13 protein-coding genes are annotated in these 16,981 nt (G+C 49.9%); 12 read left to right on the forward strand and 1 reads right to left on the reverse strand.

The window, feature by feature from the left end:
• Positions 1-7: 7 nt before the first annotated feature.
• Together AC6B99_RS21925 and AC6B99_RS21930 are read left to right on the forward strand one after the other, a co-directional pair.
• Complete coding sequence (locus AC6B99_RS21925; protein ID WP_496664247.1) at positions 8-1,762, forward strand: ABC transporter ATP-binding protein; 1,755 nt, start codon at positions 8-10, stop codon at positions 1,760-1,762.
• Entirely contained in the window at positions 1,746-3,587 is a 1,842-nt protein-coding gene (locus tag AC6B99_RS21930) for an ABC transporter ATP-binding protein (protein ID WP_496664248.1), read from the forward strand. The genes AC6B99_RS21925 and AC6B99_RS21930 overlap by 17 nt, the downstream gene beginning before the upstream one ends.
• A 107-nt stretch (positions 3,588-3,694) precedes the next feature.
• Here the strand turns inward: AC6B99_RS21930 and AC6B99_RS21935 are convergent, their stop codons facing one another.
• Positions 3,695-4,789 (reverse strand): glycoside hydrolase family 88/105 protein, encoded by a 1,095-nt coding sequence (locus AC6B99_RS21935; protein WP_496664249.1) that lies wholly within the window; start codon positions 4,787-4,789, stop codon positions 3,695-3,697.
• A gap of 151 nt (positions 4,790-4,940) precedes the next feature.
• Here AC6B99_RS21935 and AC6B99_RS21940 point away from each other — a divergent pair, with 151 nt between their 5' ends.
• From AC6B99_RS21940 to AC6B99_RS21985, 10 genes are all read left to right on the forward strand, one after another.
• Positions 4,941-5,777: a helix-turn-helix domain-containing protein gene (locus AC6B99_RS21940; protein ID WP_496664250.1), complete on the forward strand. Its 837-nt coding sequence runs from the start codon at positions 4,941-4,943 to the stop codon at positions 5,775-5,777.
• Between the two features lie 154 nt (positions 5,778-5,931).
• On the forward strand, positions 5,932-7,755 hold the full coding sequence (locus AC6B99_RS21945; RefSeq protein ID WP_496664251.1) for a sensor histidine kinase: 1,824 nt from the start codon (positions 5,932-5,934) through the stop codon (positions 7,753-7,755).
• A gap of 19 nt (positions 7,756-7,774) precedes the next feature.
• On the forward strand, positions 7,775-8,548 hold the full coding sequence (locus tag AC6B99_RS21950) for a response regulator transcription factor (protein ID WP_056029078.1): 774 nt from the start codon (positions 7,775-7,777) through the stop codon (positions 8,546-8,548).
• Positions 8,549-8,676: 128 nt separating this feature from the next.
• Positions 8,677-9,969, forward strand: coding sequence for an ABC transporter substrate-binding protein (locus AC6B99_RS21955; RefSeq protein WP_496664252.1), 1,293 nt, complete (start codon positions 8,677-8,679; stop codon positions 9,967-9,969).
• Positions 9,970-10,037: 68 nt separating this feature from the next.
• Complete coding sequence (locus AC6B99_RS21960) at positions 10,038-10,736, forward strand: hypothetical protein (RefSeq protein ID WP_496664253.1); 699 nt, start codon at positions 10,038-10,040, stop codon at positions 10,734-10,736.
• Positions 10,737-10,753: 17 nt separating this feature from the next.
• Positions 10,754-11,668 (forward strand): ABC transporter permease subunit, encoded by a 915-nt coding sequence (locus AC6B99_RS21965; protein WP_494858520.1) that lies wholly within the window; start codon positions 10,754-10,756, stop codon positions 11,666-11,668.
• On the forward strand, positions 11,652-12,506 hold the full coding sequence (locus AC6B99_RS21970) for a carbohydrate ABC transporter permease (protein WP_496664254.1): 855 nt from the start codon (positions 11,652-11,654) through the stop codon (positions 12,504-12,506). The genes AC6B99_RS21965 and AC6B99_RS21970 overlap by 17 nt, the downstream gene beginning before the upstream one ends.
• Positions 12,507-12,532: 26 nt before the next feature.
• On the forward strand, positions 12,533-13,873 hold the full coding sequence (locus AC6B99_RS21975) for an FAD-dependent oxidoreductase (RefSeq protein ID WP_496664255.1): 1,341 nt from the start codon (positions 12,533-12,535) through the stop codon (positions 13,871-13,873).
• Positions 13,874-14,016: 143 nt separating this feature from the next.
• Entirely contained in the window at positions 14,017-14,580 is a 564-nt protein-coding gene (locus AC6B99_RS21980) for an NAD(P)H-dependent oxidoreductase (protein WP_494880230.1), read from the forward strand.
• A gap of 187 nt (positions 14,581-14,767) precedes the next feature.
• The gene (locus AC6B99_RS21985; RefSeq protein ID WP_496664256.1) at positions 14,768-16,861 is read left to right on the forward strand and encodes a serine hydrolase domain-containing protein; all 2,094 of its coding nucleotides are present in this window, start codon (positions 14,768-14,770) and stop codon (positions 16,859-16,861) included.
• The last annotated feature ends 120 nt before the right edge of the window (positions 16,862-16,981 follow it).

Raw genomic sequence — 16,981 nt, forward strand, 5'->3', positions numbered from 1 at the left:
ATTCGACTTGAAACCGAACGGCATATTAAAACCCTACTTCGCTGCAACATGGCGCATGTATATATCTTCGATTGCGCTGCATGCAATCGCCAGCATCATATATGCCTACTTTCCGAAATTGCTAGGCGACTTTACAGACCGGCTGCAGACCGGGGATTTGGTCCAGCACGATGTCGTGCGTTACAGCCTGCTCCTGCTGGTGATCGGTATGGGTTATGCGCTTCTCGGAGGGTATGGTCAATATCTTGTCATGTATGTAGGCCGATTGTTTGACTACATTACTCGTCGTCGGCTTTATACGCACTTCTCGGAGCTAAGCGAGCACTATTATTCTAAAAATGGCGTAGGCAAGATGCTGAATTACTTTATGAATGATGTTACCGGCGTAAGGGAATCGCTTTCCATGGGGATTAACCAGCTCGCGATGGCTTCGATGCTATTATTGTCCTGTATTGGCGCAATGATACTGAGCGATATTCCGTTTTACCTCATCGCTGCTTCTGTCGGGCCATTGTTTTTGATTCCTTGGATCGTGATGCGTTTTGGCCCGGTCATTCGCAAACGTTCTCTGCATGTGCAGGAGGCGCTCGGCACGATGACAGAATCGGCTGAGGAGCAGATCAGCGGTATACGCGTGACGAAGAAGTTTGCAGTCGAGCAGATCATGATTGATCGGTTTGGTTCGGATGTCGATCGCATCCGCGATAATCAGCTGTCGCTCGTAAGGATATCCTCACTTTTTCAGGCGCTTGTGCCATTCCTCGGTTCAATGTCCTTGATTATGGCGCTCGCGCTTGGCGGTTACCTGACCATTACGGATAAAATCACATTAGGCGATTTCGTCGCGCTCACGATGTACATCCGAATGTTGATGAATCCTTTGCAGCAGATCGGCAACGTGATCAATACGCTGCAGCGCTCGCGCGCATCCTTGCAGCGTCTGAATGAATTGGTCGCCGTACAGCCGGACATCGTCGAGGCAGAAAATGCGGTGCCGATCGAGCTCGAACAAAGTGCAATACATTTGCAAGATTTGACCTTCACCTATCCAGATGCGTCATCGCCTGCTTTACGGCAAATCGATCTAGTCATCGAACCCGGTACGACGCTCGGCATCGTAGGGCGAACAGGCAGCGGCAAAACAACGCTTGTCAAGCTGCTGCTGCGGACATATGAAGCGCCGGAGGGGGCGATTCAGATCGGCGGCACGAGTATTCGCGGCATTAAGCTGGAAAGCTTGCGCGGCCAGACCGCCTATGTGCCGCAGGACGGATTTCTGTTCAGCGCGACGATTGGCGAGAATATCGCCTTTGCCAAACGCGAAGCCGGGAAGGACGAGATTGAAACGGCAGCCAAGCAGGCACGCATTTACGACAATATTATCGATTTCCCCGATGGCTTCGAGACGAAGCTTGGGGAGAAGGGAATCACCTTGTCTGGGGGGCAGCGCCAGCGAACGAGTCTTGCGCGAAGTCAGATGAAACAGGCTCCGCTTATGATTCTCGATGATAGCGTCAGTGCCGTCGATGCGGTAACCGAAACCGAGATTGTGAAGACGATCCAGGAAGTGCGCCGTAATAAGACGACTATTATTATCGCGCATCGAATCAGCGCCTTGAAGCATGCTGATCTAATCGTCGTCATGGACGAGGGCAGGATCGTTCAGCGTGGCAAGCACGAGGAGCTGCTCGCGCAGCCGGGGCAGTACGCCGAGCTTCATGCCATTCAAGAGGAGGGAAGCCGGCATGCCGCAGGGCAATAACCATAAGCAGACGGATCAGAAGATTGACCTAGCAAAGAAGCCGAAACCCCAATATCGATCAGCCTTTGGCATTATTAAATCCTATGTGGGACCGCATCGGTTCACCTTTGCCTTGGTCGTACTATGCACGATAATTGCCATTATGTCGGAGCTGTTCCAGCCATACTTGATCAAGGTTGCGATTGACGACAATCTAATGGCCGGGAACAAGGAATACGGCAGCATTCTGGTCATCTGCTTGATCTATTTTGGACTGGCGGCATCAGAATTGTTGTTTAGTTATTTTCAAAACAATCTGCTCCAACATGCCGGGCAAAGCATCGTGGCCCGAATACGAAAGCAGCTATTTGAACATATGACGAAGCTGTCCTTGTCCTATTTTGACAAGATGCCCAGCGGCAACCTCATTACGCATATATCCAGCGATACGGAAGCTGTAAACCAATTTTTCAACCAAGTGCTGCTTACGCTGCTGCGCGACGGCCTTACACTGCTCTTCATCCTGATCATGTTGTTTCAGCTTGACGCAACACTCGGCGCTTATTGTCTGGTGCTGCTCCCGATTACCGCATTCATCGCGATCACATTCCGTTCTTACATGCGCAAAACGTATCAGCTGGCGCGGACCCGTTTGTCCCGTCTCGTGGCGTTCGTAACCGAGAATCTATCAGGCATGAACCTCATTCAAGTTTTCCATCAGCAAAAAGCGCAGGCCGAGCAATTCAATGTACGGAATGAGGCCTATTTTAAAGCTAATATTCGTGAAATACGCACGATGGTATTATTTAATCGGTCGTTTGATTTGCTCAGCAATCTTACAATTGCTTTCATTATCTGGATTGGCGGCAAAGCGGTACTAGGCCAAGCGCTTGAATTCGGTGTACTGTACGCGTTCATCACGTATATTCGCCAATTTTTCCAGCCGATTAATGCGATTACCCAGCAGTGGAACACGCTCCAGTCAGCTACGGTCGCCGTGAACCGGATTTGGGGCGTGCTTGATACCGAGCCGGAAATCGTAGATCGTCCTAATCCGCTTCGAATCGATAGGGAGTCGGTAGAGGGACGCCTCGATTTCAATCAGATTACGTTTGGTTATGAGGGCGTTTCACCGATATTCAGCGGACTCGACCTTCACATCCATCCGGGAGAGATGATTGGCTTCGTCGGTACGACGGGCGCAGGCAAAAGCTCGCTGATGAGTTTGCTTTGCCGGTTCTATGACGTGCAGGAGGGCAGCATTCTCATCGACGGCAACGATATTCGAGATTTAAAGCAGGCCGACTTGCACCGGATCGTCGGTCTAGTTCAGCAAGAGCCTTATCTTTATGCGGGCACCATCATCGACAATGTCCGGATGTTCGATGAGGCTATCTCCCGTGAAGCTGTCGTTCGCGCATGCGAATTCGTAGGTGCCGACCAACTCGTCAAACGGATGAAGGACGGCTACGACACGAGATTGTCCGAACGCGGCAGCGGGCTGTCAGCGGGCGAGCGGCAGCTGCTGTCCTTCGCGCGCATCCTCGTCTTCCAGCCGAAAATTCTTATTTTGGACGAAGCGACTGCGAATCTGGATTCCCACACGGAGCAGCTCATCCAACAAGCGCTGCACGTCGTATCCGCCGGTCGTACGACAATCGTCATCGCGCATCGCTTGTCGACCATCATGCAGGCTGATCGAATTATCGTCCTGCGGCATGGAGCCATTGTCGAAGCGGGGTCACATTCAGAGCTGCTGGAAAATAGAGGCTACTACGAAGAATTGTATCGCCATTCACAAGGTGAGGCGAACCAAGAGGCCATCCCCGCTGCCTCAGGCGGATAATGGATTTCATCCCAATTAATCCGATTTCATTAAACTTCACCTAATTCCGAATAACATCTTCCAACAAAAAGCTGGAGCCCCTCACAGGGCTCCAGCTTTTCGCATAATTACGCTATCTTTTCCGCAAGGCTCATTTCCACACACATGAGGATAAAAGCGCCTGCGCCATGCAGATCATTTTCGCTAGTAGGGCGGGCGATATAGTGGGCGTAGTCGCCAATTCCTGTCCCGATGCAAATTTGGCCGATGATGACGTTGCCGTTCTCATCGAGCTTGAGCGTATCAATTACGCCTTGATAGCCCTTCCAAGCATATTGCAAATACTTGGCATCGAGATAGCCGAATCGCACCGCTTTGGCAATGGCATGAACAAATAAGGCCGTACAGGAATTTTCAAGCCAATTATCCGGCTCGTCGGGTTTGTCGACAACCTGATACCATAAACCAGTCGCAGCATCTTGGAAGTTAGTCAGCGCGATGAGCAGGTCCTGGAGGATGCTGACTAGCGCTGCTTTATCCTTATGGTCTTCAGGCAGGTATTCGAACATTTCCAGCAAAGCAACAGGGTACCAGCCGATTGCCCGTCCCCAGAACTCTGGCGCTAGCCCTGTAACCGGATCGGCCCAAGCCGCTTCCTTCGTTTCATCCCATCCGTGATAAAGCAAACCCGTTTTCGGATCCTTGGTATGCTTCGCCATCAATAGCGCTTGGAAGGTCATTTGATCAAAATAGTCGCTTTCGCCGAATGTTTGGCCAAACTGCACGGCAATCGGGCCCGCCATATATAATCCGTCCAGCCACATTTGATTCGGGTAATGCTCCTTGTGCCAGAAGCCGCCCGACGGATTTGTTTTCCAAGATTTTAATAGGGGAACGAGGGTGTGTAAAGCTTTTTTATACCGTTCGTCACCCGTTTGCTCATATAATCTAAAGAGAAGGACACCGGGCTGAATGTCATCCAGTTCATCTGGCTTGTGCTTCTTAATGCTGCCATCTAAGAGAATTTGGCTGTCTACCCACCGCTTAATATATTCGCTGTATTTGTCCTTTTTCGTTTGCTGCCAGCATTTCTCCATACCCGACAGAAATACGCCCTGATGATAGTGAAAACGGTCCGGCGGAAGCAATTCCGGCTCAAATTTGGCCATCAACGCCTCGCAGGCCTTCTCTGCCCATTGAATGGGGGAAAGGGTTTCTTGCATAAGGTACATTCCTCCTTCTCGTATTAAGCCTATTTTAGCAGAGGAAAATGTACATTTTTTGCGAAAATGCCATCATTCTTCTTATATCTTGCAGGAAATAAGCAGAAGCGTATAATAAAATGACAGACTGAGAAGAGAGGCGGAGCTTTGGATGGGAGATTTTCAATTTGAAAATAGGGACGGGACTTTTTTGGTGTCCCACCGGAGGGCGTTAAGCCACAATATGCCAGCCAGCCATTTTCACAGTACGTATGAAATCTTTTATTTAATGTCTGGCAAACGGGAATTTTTCATTAAGGACAGGACGATGGTGATCAACGAAGGGGATGTTATTATTATCTCTCCTAATATTTTACACCGGACAACCAATACGGAAACGCCCCAGCATGAGCGGCTCATTATTAATATTCATGAGCATGAAATGGCCTCGGCTAATGGTTCCTATATGAATACTTTGCAGCCGCTGTTTGAGCAGGAGTACATGATAGTTAAATGCTCTTTGCAGGACAGGCTATCCATCGAGGCCCTCTCAAGCCGTATCATCGAGGAAATTCAGGATAAGAAGGCGGGCTTCGAGATGTATGCGCAGACGTTGGTTCTGCAGCTGCTCCTTGTTTGCTGTCGGCATGTCAAACAAAACAGCATAGAGCCGATAGAATCGCCAAGTCCGATGCATGAAAGAATTTCGGAGGTTGTCCGCTATATTAACAGCCATTATATGCAGGATCTTTCGCTTCATCTGCTAGCAGAGAAATTTTATGTCAGCCCCTATTATTTAAGCCGTTTTTTTAAAGAAGCGACGGGCTTTACGTTTGTGGAGTATTTGAACAGCGTCAGGATCAAGGAGGCGAAGAAGCTGTTGGAGCAATCGTCGATGAAGGTCAATCTGATTGCGAGGAAGGTAGGCTTCGGAAGTGTGACGCATTTTGGCCGAGTGTTCAAGTTAACGACGGGACATAAGCCATTATTTTATAGAAAGGGGAAGTGACTAAACCATGTCCAACAGGCATGGTTTTTTTGTTGCTAAACATTCCATACCTTTTCCGAATGGTACGGGGTAGGATTCATTCGCCTCCCATTATAATATAAACTTCAAATAAGAAATGGAGGACCTATCCATTCACGACAGGGGGCAGACAAGCTTGACAATCTTGACATTCTTGCATCAGTGGTTCAAGGGTCATCTGAGTGAAAGCAATTTGCGCACCAAGCTGCTGCTCCTATTCACCGTGCTTATTTTGCTGCCTTTAAGCCTGCAGGGTATGGTGACGTACCGTCATTTCTCAGCAACGGTTAATCACAAGACGGAGCAATTTACCATCGACATTGTTCAGCAGATCAACACCAATCTTGATCGGATGCTGAAAGACCTGGAACGATTATCGCTTATGCCGTTGTATGATCAGATGGTGTTGTCCATTCTGGCGAAATACAACGGGCCGATGGGCTCGGGGACTTGGGTGCTATCCGACGATTATTTGAAAATGAAGCTGTATACATCTGGGCAAGCATACAACCGACCTGAAATCCGCGGCATTCATCTAATTAGCAACAGCGGCATTTTATTTTCGAACGTAGATGCGATGTCAGCCGATGCGGTATGGGACAGCAGGCGGGATTCATGGTTTTCGGATCTGTTTCAATCCGATGGGGAATGGACAATCATCCCGCCTCATGAACCGTCCTATTACAGCAGCCCAAGCTCGGAGTCCTATATTTCAGTCGCAAGAGTTATAAGAGAGCCTAAAACGCTAGTGCGATTAGGCTACATGATTATTGACGTCAAGGTGGAGGCGTTCGGCCATATTTTATCGAATCTGAATTTTGAGCGGGAGGCAAGCCTTTTGATCGTCGATGACCGGCAGCGATTCATATTCGAGCGAGTGGAGGAGGGCGGCGTTTCCGCCTATGGCGAGCTGTTAAAGGATGGTCAGCTGCAGGAAATGAGGAACAGGCAAAAGAAAAAGCTTGGCAGCCGCGATTATTTATTCGTGCAGCATCATTCCTCCTATACAGGCTTGTCCGTAATCAGCTTGACGCCGATCGCCGTTATCCAGAAGGAGTCGCGTGAAATGATGACTTTTACGCTATGGTTTGCTGCGGTTTGCGTCGGAATGGTTACAGGGCTGGCCGTGCTGCTTTCCTATCGTATTACAAGGCCGCTTATTGAGCTGAAGAAGGCGATGGCCCGAGCTGAGCAGGGGAATTTCAATAAGCGGGTAACGATGCTAAGCAATGATGAGTTCGGTCAGCTTGGGCGCGGCTTCAACAAAATGATGGAGGAAATCAATCGTCTCTTTCATGAGGTATTTGTACTCGGCATGCGGGAGAAGGAAGCGGAGCTGTCTGCGCTTCAAAGCCAAATCAACCCGCATTTTATTTATAATACGCTGGAGTCGATTAATATGATGGCCATTCAGCGCAAGCATGCCGAGGTGTCTGATATGGTGACCGCCCTTGGCAAGCTGCTTCGATACACCATCGATAAGGTGGACAGACGGATTCAGCTTTGGGAGGAAATCCATTTTGTAGATTCCTATGTGCGCATTCAACAGGTCCGGTATGGTGGCAAGCTGCAGGTACTGTACGAAATTGAAGATGAGGTGAAGGACTGCCTTATACCGAAGCTTATTTTGCAGCCGTTGGTTGAGAACGCAGTCTATCACGGCATAGATGATCGAGAAGAGGGAGGCACAATCTGGATTTCTGCCCTGCGATTCGAGGATGAGCTGCTTATTACGGTTCGGGACAATGGCAAAGGAATGAGCGAGACGGAAATAGAGGAGTTGAACGAGGCGATCGGCAAGCACACGGACAATCAGTCGCTGCAGCTCAGTGGTCACGATGAATTGGGGCTAAGCAATATTTTCCAGCGCATCGTGCTTATGTATGACAAGGGCGGCAGCCTTACAGTGGATGGCAGCCCGGGACGGGGCTTCGCAGTTACGATTACGATTCCACTTTAAGAGACAGGGGCTGGGAAGCATGTATAAGGTTTTACTCGTAGAGGATGAAACGGTTATACGCCAGGGCTTGCGGGAACTGATCCATCAGTCGGTCCATTCGTTTGAGGTAACGGGAGAGGCTGCAAGCGGCAGCGAGGCAATTGCTTATTTAAAGGGTGACATGCCCGATGTCATGATCACCGACATCAGGATGAGAGAGATGGACGGACTGGTGATGATGGGAAAGGTGAAGCAAATGTATCCGGAGCTGATCGTTATTATTTTAAGCGGCTACGGGGAGTTTGTATATGCGCAAAGGGCGATAGAATATGGCGTGTTCAAATATTTGCTGAAGCCGATTGAGCGGCACGAGCTTGTAGCTGCAATGCGAAAGGCCCAGCTGCTTCTGGATCGCAAGTATGGCGTTTCTACTTCGCTGCCCGCAGCCGCAGATCTGGAACAGACGGGAAGTGGCGGAGATACTCGCAAAATTATCCGCGACATCAGGGAGTATGTAAAACGGCATATTGACGGGGATTTACGCTTGCAAACCGTCGCCTCCCAAGTGAGCCTGAATGCGACGTATTTGAGCCAGCTGTTTAAGAACGAGACGGGGGTCAATTATTCGGAATATGTATTGGAGGCGCGCATGGAAAGGGCGAAGTGGCTGCTGGTGCATACGCAGCTGAAAATCTATGATGTGGCACGGCTGTCCGGACACCAAAGCCCGAAGCATTTCATGCTTGTATTCAAGCAGCAGACAGGTCAGACAGCAGGCGAGTATCGCGATCAATTTACCGATTCCAGCTTTTAGATGAGCCGCGATAAGAAAATAGAGGAATAAAACGCACCATTTCTGCAATTTGCATGGTTTAAGGAAGGCAACAGCCACCGCTATACTTAAGTAGGGAATACAAACTAATGGCTGCTAAGGGGGATTTTATGAAAAAAGCGAGTCGGGCTCTTCTATCCATTTTACCGATTGTAATAGCTGTCGGCTGCAGCAGTACGAACTCTGGCAACGTTGTAAACAAGGGTACGGAGCAGAAGGAGGACATCGAATTAACGTTTTTAATGTGGGGCAATCAGGGGCATATGGATGTGTACAACAAGCTCATTGCTGGCTTCAAACAGGAGAACCCGGGTATTCAGGTGGTGATGGAATCCGTGCCGTTCGCCGAGTATCAGCAGAAAATTTCAGTGCTGGCAGCCGGAAGGACGCTGCCGGACATCGCATGGGTATCCGAGCGGATGATCCCCCAGTTTAAGGAAAATGGCATATTGGCGGATGTATCCGAATTTAAAAATGACGCGGACTTTAAGCTGGGCGATTACATTCCTAGCACCCTTGACCTATTCCGCGACGGCGAGCAGCTGCTGGGCTTGCCTTTCTCGACGCCGCCTGTCGTTATGTTCTATAACAAGACGCTGTTTGATCAAGCAAAATGGACAGACCCGAACATACTTGCCTCAGAAGGCAAATGGACATGGGAACAATTCGAGCAATCCGCTAAGGCGATCTCAAACAGCGATGCGAAAAGCCGCATCTATGGCGCGAACTTTTTCCGCGACTGGAAAACATGGGCGATTTTATCCTCCTATTCCTGGTCCAATGGCAGCGGACCGTTCAACGCAGATTTAACTGCTTTCACCTGGAATGACCAGTACGGCTTGGAAACGTTCGATATGCTGAGCCGCATGATGTTCACCGACCAGTCTCATCCGAAGGCTGGCGAGCAGGTCAGCTTTGATGCGGGCAACGTCGGGATGTTCTTCGACAACTACAGCTATGTATCGAAAGCAAGAGAGATTACGAGCTTCGAGTGGAGCATAGCGCCGATGCCGTCCGGCTCGCAGGGCAGTGTGCCGATGCTTGGACAGGCGGGCTACACGCTGTTCAAGGACAGTAAGCATCCTGAGGAAGCGAAGAAGCTTCTGAAATATTTCGCTAGCCAGGCCGGTATAGAGGCGACAGCGACTTATTTTGTCCCGCCGCGCACCTCAGTGCTTCATTCGGATGCGTTCCTGAATCAGCCGAACAACCCGCCAGCAGAGCATATTACTCAGGCGGTTATCGACGAAATGCCGAAGGCCCGCATGCTTCCGGGGCATATTCGCTGGCAGGACATCGACAACGCCGTTCTTCAGGGCTTCGACCGCCTGTTCGGCAGATCGGGCAGCACGCAGGAAAACTTGGCAAAAATGCAAACGGAAGTTGACGCTATTTTGAAATAAGCAGCCGTATAAGGGGGACAGTCCGTCTGACGGGCCGCCTAGCTCTACAAAAAAATTTAAGGGAGTGGATGGATTTGGGAAAATTAAAGGAGCAGTTCAACAAGCATAAGCTATCTTTATTCATCAGCCTGCCCGCCAATGATGTGGCGCTGGCTCAAGCTGCGCTCGATGAGGGCGCTAACGCACTGAAGGTGCATGTCAATGTGGGCCATCGTGCTAGCGGCACGCACTTTGGTTCACTTGACGAATACGAGGCGGTATTCCACAGCATACGGGAAAAGTTTGACGGACCATTCGGTGTTGTGCCAGCTGGGAGCCTTGAAGGCGTGACCAGACCAGACATGGAAAGACTGGCTCCGCTGGGCTTTGATTTCTATTCAATATATGCCCATCATCTTCCTTCGCTCCTGCTGGAGGAGCTAGGCCTTGACCGAACGTTTGCAATCAATGAACATTATGATCTCACACTTGTGCAGAGCGCAGGGCAGTTCGGCTTTACCGCTCTGGAAGCTTCAATTGTGCCGGGAAGCGAATATGGGACGCCGCTCAGCTTTGCAGATGTGATGAAATATCGCTATTTAGTAGAGCATTCGGGGCTTCCGGTTGTTATTCCATCACAGCGGCGGCTTGTACCTGGCGATGTAGCCGTGCTGCGCAATGCTGGGGTTAGTGCGATTATGCTGGGTGCAATCGTAGTCGGGAAGACGGAGGATCAGCTGCGGAGAACGGTCAGCGAGTTCCGCAATGCAATGGATAGATTGAGCTAGAAGGCGGTGTTATCTTCATGAAGGAAATGGGCAAAAAACGAAGAAGAGGGCCGCTTGTCCGGGAGGCGCAAATTGCAGGCTGGCTGTTTGTTTCGCCAATGGTACTCGGTTTTACTTTGCTGCTGCTGTTTCCGATGACGCAGGCCTTCTATATGAGCTTGATGGACTGGCCGCTGCTTGGTGAACACCACTTTATCGGGCTTCATAATTATCGGAATATTGCAATAGATCATTTATTTTGGAAAGTGTTCGGTAATACCCTGTATTTTACAGTGGGCCTTGTTCCGTTTAATATTGTGCTGGCCCTGCTGCTGGCGCTGCTTTTATCCAAAAGCTTCAAGGGGATTGGGCTGTTCCGAACAGCGATATTTGTACCCGTCATGACTTCTCTTATCGTATGGTCGATTGTCTGGAAATATATGTTCGCAACGGATTCGGGGCTTATCAATCAGGTTTTGCTGCTGCTCGATATTAGAGGGCCGGCGTGGCTGTACGATGAGAAGCTGGCCATGCCATCGGTTATTGTAACCAGTGTTTTGAAAAATGTAGGCTTGAACATGGTGCTCTTTATTGCTGCCATTCAGCAGGTGCCACGCTCCTTGTATGAAGCCGCGATGCTGGATGGCGCAGGCAAGGGCAAAAGCTTTTTTAATGTAACGCTGCCAATGATAACGCCTACTGTATTTCTGACCGTCGTTATGACCATTATCGGTTCTCTGAAGGTATTTGGCCAAATTTATGTCATGACGCAAGGCGGGCCTAGCAGCAGTACGAAGGTGCTGGTGTATTATATTTGGGAAAAAGCATTCAAATTGTTTCAGATGGGATATGCATCAGCACTGGCGTTCGTTCTGTTCTTCGTGGTGCTTGTGTTGACTCTGCTGCAATGGCAGCTCAGAAAAAGGTGGGTGTTCAATGAAAGCGACACCTAATGCAGGCATTAGCAAGCCACTGACGCTGTTTGGCGTTTATAGCCTTTTAAGCTTCATCTCGCTTATTATGCTCGTACCATTTTTGTGGATGCTGTCTACCTCCTTCAAGGAGCCGCAGGACATCTTCACCTATCCGCCGAAGCTGATCCCGCCTGCGTTCCGGCTGCAAAACTATGTCGATGTCTTCCAGCTGATTCCGTTCCACCGCTTTTATTTCAACAGTGTATATATTGCGTTTGTAGTTGTGCTAGGCACCGTTTTTTTTGCCTCATTGGCCGGCTATGCGTTTGCAAAAATACCGTTCAAGGGCCGAAATATCCTGTTTCTGATTTTGCTCAGCGCGATGATGATTCCTCATGAGGTAACGGCGATTCCGATGTTTCTGTTCATGCGTGAGCTTAATTGGATTGATACGCATTTGCCGCTTATCCTGCTGCCGATCTTTGGGGCGGGTGGAGTGTTCGGAATTTTTGTGATGCGGCAGTTTTTCATTACGGTGCCGACGGAGCTGGAAGAGGCAGCGATGATAGACGGCTGTAGCCGATTTCGGATTTATGCACAAATTATGCTGCCGATTGCCAAGCCTGGACTGGCGACGTTGACGATTTTCACATTCGTAACGGTGTGGAATGAGTTTTTTGACCCGCTTATCTTCATTAATTCGCGTGATTTAATGACCCTTCCGCTAGGTCTGTCGCTATTTACGGATGAGGTCGGCACATCCTGGCATTATCTGATGAGTGCGACCGTAATGGCAACGGTACCGCTGTTAATCGTTTTTTTTCTGGCACAGCGGCGTTTTATTGAAGGGGTGGCTATGACTGGCTTGAAGGAATAAGGGGCAGCATCGAAAGGAAGGATGAAATGAATAATAGAATAGATGCAGATGTTGTCGTTGTTGGCGGGGGACCAGCAGGAATAGCAGCGTCCATTGCCGCAGGCAGGCAAGGTGTGAGAACCGTGCTGATCGAACGTTATGGCTTTGTTGGCGGCATGTCTACGGCGGCAATGGTATATCCATGGATGACGTTCCATACCAATAGCGGCGAGCAGGTCATCAAAGGCATCGCACAGGAAATTGTAGATCGGCTGCAGGAGCGCGGAGGCTCGCCGGGCCATCTCAGGGATACGGTGGGCTTCGTTCATACGCTGACGCCTTATCATCCGGAAATATATCAGGTGGTTGCGGCAGATATGCTGCGCGAGGCTGGCGTCAAATTGCTGCTTCACAGCATTGTGGACGAGGCTGTGGTGAGGGAAGGCGTTATTGAGGCTGTACATGTAACTAATAAATCTGGCAGAACGGAAGTCTGTGCCAAAGTATTTGTTGATACGAGCGGTGATGCGGACGTCGCTTACCTATCCGGGGCAGAAACGCTGCATGGGCGTGCCCAGGATCATCAGGCACAGCCGATGACGATGAAGTTCAGGATGCGCGGTGTTAATTTGGATAAAGTAAGGCAATATATGATGGACCACCCGGAGGACTTTTATAAAAAAACGCCTTTTGCAGAGCTGCCGGGTCTGCCGCTGACTGGTGTGAGCGGATTCTATTCCCATTGGAAGAAGGCGAATTTGCCAATTAACCGTGATCAGGTACTGTTTTTTACGGGGCCAGCTGAGGATGAGGTATTGATTAACTGTACACGAGTGCAAGGACTGGATGCGACCAGTGCTGAGGATTTGACACTTGCTGAACAGGAGGGGCGCCGGCAGGTGTTGATGATGGCGGAGTTTCTGCAGCGTGATGTGCCCGGTTTTGAGCGGGCTTCCATCTCGGCAGTTGCTCCGCAAATTGGCATACGGGAATCGCGGCGAATTGTCGGCCATTATTCACTGACGAAGGAAGATGTGTTAGAGGGACGGAAGCACAGCGATGTTATAGCACGCAGTGGCTACCCCATCGATATCCATAACCCATCCGGAAAAGGGGTAACAGCTGCTTTCATCTCAGGTGATGGCGCGTATGACATTCCGTTTCGCTGCCTGCTCTCGCATAATGTGCCCAACTTGCTCGCGGCGGGGAGATGCATCTCGACTTCACACGAGGCACTCGCGACAACTCGCCTGACCCCTAGCTGTATGGCAACCGGACAGGCAGCCGGAACAGCGGCAGCTTTAGCGGTACTGACTGAGGTTGAGCCAGCTCAAGTACCTATTGCCAAATTGCAGGATGAGCTGCGGAAAGCACATGCGGCAATATAAGCGGCTCCTAGCCAACTGCCTATGTGTGATGACTGATTGACACTAACCTTGAGGTAAGTAGCTGTACTTAAAGTGCGTACTTACATAATTGCAGCGTGCGCTTTATACTCAAGAGGCCAATCACACTTTAGGAGGAGCTTTCATTGAAAACACTCGTTATTGTCACACATCCCAGCATAGAAGCATCGGTCATCAATAAGCGATGGATAGAAGAGCTTGCGAAATATCCAGAAAAATATACGATACATGAATTGCATAAGGTTTACCCTGATGGAAACATCGACGTGGAGAAAGAACAGCAGTTGGTTGAAGCGCATGGCAATCTGGTGTTTCAGTTCCCTATTTATTGGTTTAATTGTCCGCCTCTTCTTAAAAAATGGTTGGATGAGGTTTTAGCTTATGGATGGGCCTTCGGTTCTAAAGGTGGGGACAAATTAAAAAATCGCAAAGTGGCGTTAGCGGTATCCGCTGGAGCAACAGAAGAGAATTATCGGGAAGAGGGAAAATATCGCTACACACTTGCACAAGTATTGGCTCCTTTTGAAATTTCCTTCCTGTATTGCAGTGCTGATTATCGCTCCTATTTTGCTTTTTATGGTACAGAAGCGGAGCCGGGTGAAAATGAACCTGATGCAGCGGCGGAAACGTCTGCAAGCAAATTAGAATCAAACGCGCTAGCTTATTTGAATTTTGTTGACAGCCTGTAACCCTGCCGCTGCTCAATCTTCAAAGTAGGCGTACATGACAAAAATGTAACCATTCCTCTCCTGTTTATCATCTAAATCGAACGACGGTGTTGGCTGTAAACCCTAAAATGAAGGTGTTGGAGCGGCAGTAATGATTTGATCGAGCTAGCCAGCTCCAAAATTAGGGTAAGCAAGGAGAGGATTTTAATTGATCCATCATAAGAAACGAACCCGCATCACATCTTGTATTTTGGCGGCACTTCTGACGCTGACTTTTACAGGGGAAGCAAGCGGATATGCGCAGCGCCAACAATCCCATTCGTCTGCCTCCATTAATCAGAATGCCTCAGTCAGCAGCGCGTCCCCCACCCCTTTGACGAGCGGTCCGCGCGATGCGAAGGAGGTGGAGGCCTTTTTCGATGCTTTTTTTGAGCAGGATGCCATACAGCAAAAAGCCGGGGCCGCTGTAATATCCGTCGTACAAGACGGAAAAGTGCTCGTATCCAAAGGCTACGGTGTAAACGATCTGACGAAGAAGTCACCGGTAAATGCGAATAGTTCCACCTTCCGAATCGCCTCGGTCTCCAAGGTGTTCACGGCGGCTGCCGTTATGCAGCTCGTCGATCAAGGGAAAATATCGCTGCAAGATAATTTTGAAAAATATTTGGATGGTTACAAAGTAAACAACCCCTATAGTACACCGGTTACGATCGAAAATTTATTGACGCATACGACGGGCTTTGAAGTGCGTGAGCCTACAGATGCCAGTTATTTGCTGGATCCCGCCCAAAAGCCGATTTCCCTTAAGGAAAGCATCTTTGCTGTATTTCCGCCAGTCGTTCGCCAGCCGGGAACCTCCTATATGTACGATAATTTTGCTTCAAGGCTGCAAGGCTACATCGTCCAGCAGGTAAGTGGAGAGCCCTTCGGCAGCTATATGCAAAAGCATCTGTTCGAGCCGCTAGGCATGACCTCAAGCCATTTTAGCCTCACTAAAGATCTAGCTGAACGGCTTGTCACCTCTTATGATGCGGAGGGAGGCGTTATTCCGGTGTACGGTTTTTCGCCGAGCGAGTGGCCGGAGGGCAGCATGTTATCGACAGCCGCCGATATGGCGCTGTTTATGAAAGCCTTCTTGAACGAGGGCCGGGCGGAAGACGGCAAGATTATTTTGTCGCCCGAATCGGTGAAGGTTATGTCGACCTATCATATCGCCATCGATCCGGACTTTCCGGATATGACATACGGCTTTGAAGCGCCTGTCGCTCCGTCCCATACGAACGGGGAAGCCGTCATCTCCAAGGGGGGCGATATACTTGGCTTCAGCTCGCTTCTCTGGCTGCTGCCAGATCGCAAAACCGGTGTTTTCGTTTCCTATAATTCGAATCAGGATTTGCGAAATGATTTGTTTGCCGCATTTATGGACCACTATTACGCCGATCAACCATCGATATATCGACCTGCTGCAGACTTTAAGCCGTTGCCTGCGAAGGAGCTAGCCAAGTTTGAAGGCTTGTATTCGGATTTGCGCATCAAGCTGCTAACGAAGGTCGAAGTGACGGGCGACGGCACTCTCACCGTAAGCGATATTTCCAGCCGTCAACTATTGAAGCAGGTCGATGATTTGCTGTTTGTGGATGAGCAGGGCAATCCCCTTGCATTCAAGGAGGATGCGGATGGGAAAATCAGCTATCTGAAATATGCTAACCTTTTCAGCTACGCAGCAAAAATACCCGAGCACCAGGAAGGCTTCCCTGACGTAACAATTGTTCATCCCTATGCCAGCTACATTTTGGGATTGAAATCGCTTGGCCTTTTGACAGATGATTTGTCTAAGCCGTTTCAACCGGAGCAGGCGGTCACCCGCGGCGCCTTCATCCAAGCTTTTAATGCGATATGGAGCATTCCTGAATCCACGAACCCGGCCTCATTTAAGGACGTCGAGCATTCCCCGTATCGCAAAGCGATCCAAGCCGCCGTTGAGGCGGGGCTGCTGAATGGGAGCGGGACCGGGGCCGGGGCCGGCTTGTTTGAGCCGGACCGGCCTATTCTTCGCGAGGAAGCGGCGGCGATCGTTTATCGCCTGCTGACGATGACGGGGATTAGGACGCAGGATTCCACTGCTCCGCTTGCGCCCGGCACATCGAAATGGGCGATTGACGCCGTTAGCTCCATAGTGAAATGGCAGCTGCATGGGCCGGAGGTAATCGAAGCTGGCGGGGCGATTGATTACGGCTCGCGGCGGGCGTTAAACAAGCAGGAGCTGGCGGCGCTGTTGTTCACGATGCTGCTTCCGGCGTAACACTGCTAAAATAAGGTATGATTGGGGGGCAATGATTTGCCGCCCCTTTTTGTGTGCAAACCTGGAATGGTATGATGTAGAAAGCAGCCCTTTAGTTGGCGAGGTTCATCGAGGCTGCGC

The sequence above is a fragment of the Paenibacillus liaoningensis genome (assembly GCF_059609455.1).

Coding starts and splice junctions, on each gene's coding strand:
- AC6B99_RS21930 (WP_496664248.1), top strand. CDS start 1,746: ATGCCGCAGGGCAATAACCATAAGCAGACGGATCAGAAGATTGACCTA.
- AC6B99_RS21940 (WP_496664250.1), top strand. CDS start 4,941: ATGGGAGATTTTCAATTTGAAAATAGGGACGGGACTTTTTTGGTGTCC.
- AC6B99_RS21950 (WP_056029078.1), top strand. CDS start 7,775: ATGTATAAGGTTTTACTCGTAGAGGATGAAACGGTTATACGCCAGGGC.
- AC6B99_RS21975 (WP_496664255.1), top strand. CDS start 12,533: ATGAATAATAGAATAGATGCAGATGTTGTCGTTGTTGGCGGGGGACCA.
- AC6B99_RS21970 (WP_496664254.1), top strand. CDS start 11,652: ATGAAAGCGACACCTAATGCAGGCATTAGCAAGCCACTGACGCTGTTT.
- AC6B99_RS21965 (WP_494858520.1), top strand. CDS start 10,754: ATGAAGGAAATGGGCAAAAAACGAAGAAGAGGGCCGCTTGTCCGGGAG.
- AC6B99_RS21960 (WP_496664253.1), top strand. CDS start 10,038: ATGGATTTGGGAAAATTAAAGGAGCAGTTCAACAAGCATAAGCTATCT.
- AC6B99_RS21955 (WP_496664252.1), top strand. CDS start 8,677: ATGAAAAAAGCGAGTCGGGCTCTTCTATCCATTTTACCGATTGTAATA.
- AC6B99_RS21935 (WP_496664249.1), bottom strand. CDS start 4,789: ATGCAAGAAACCCTTTCCCCCATTCAATGGGCAGAGAAGGCCTGCGAG.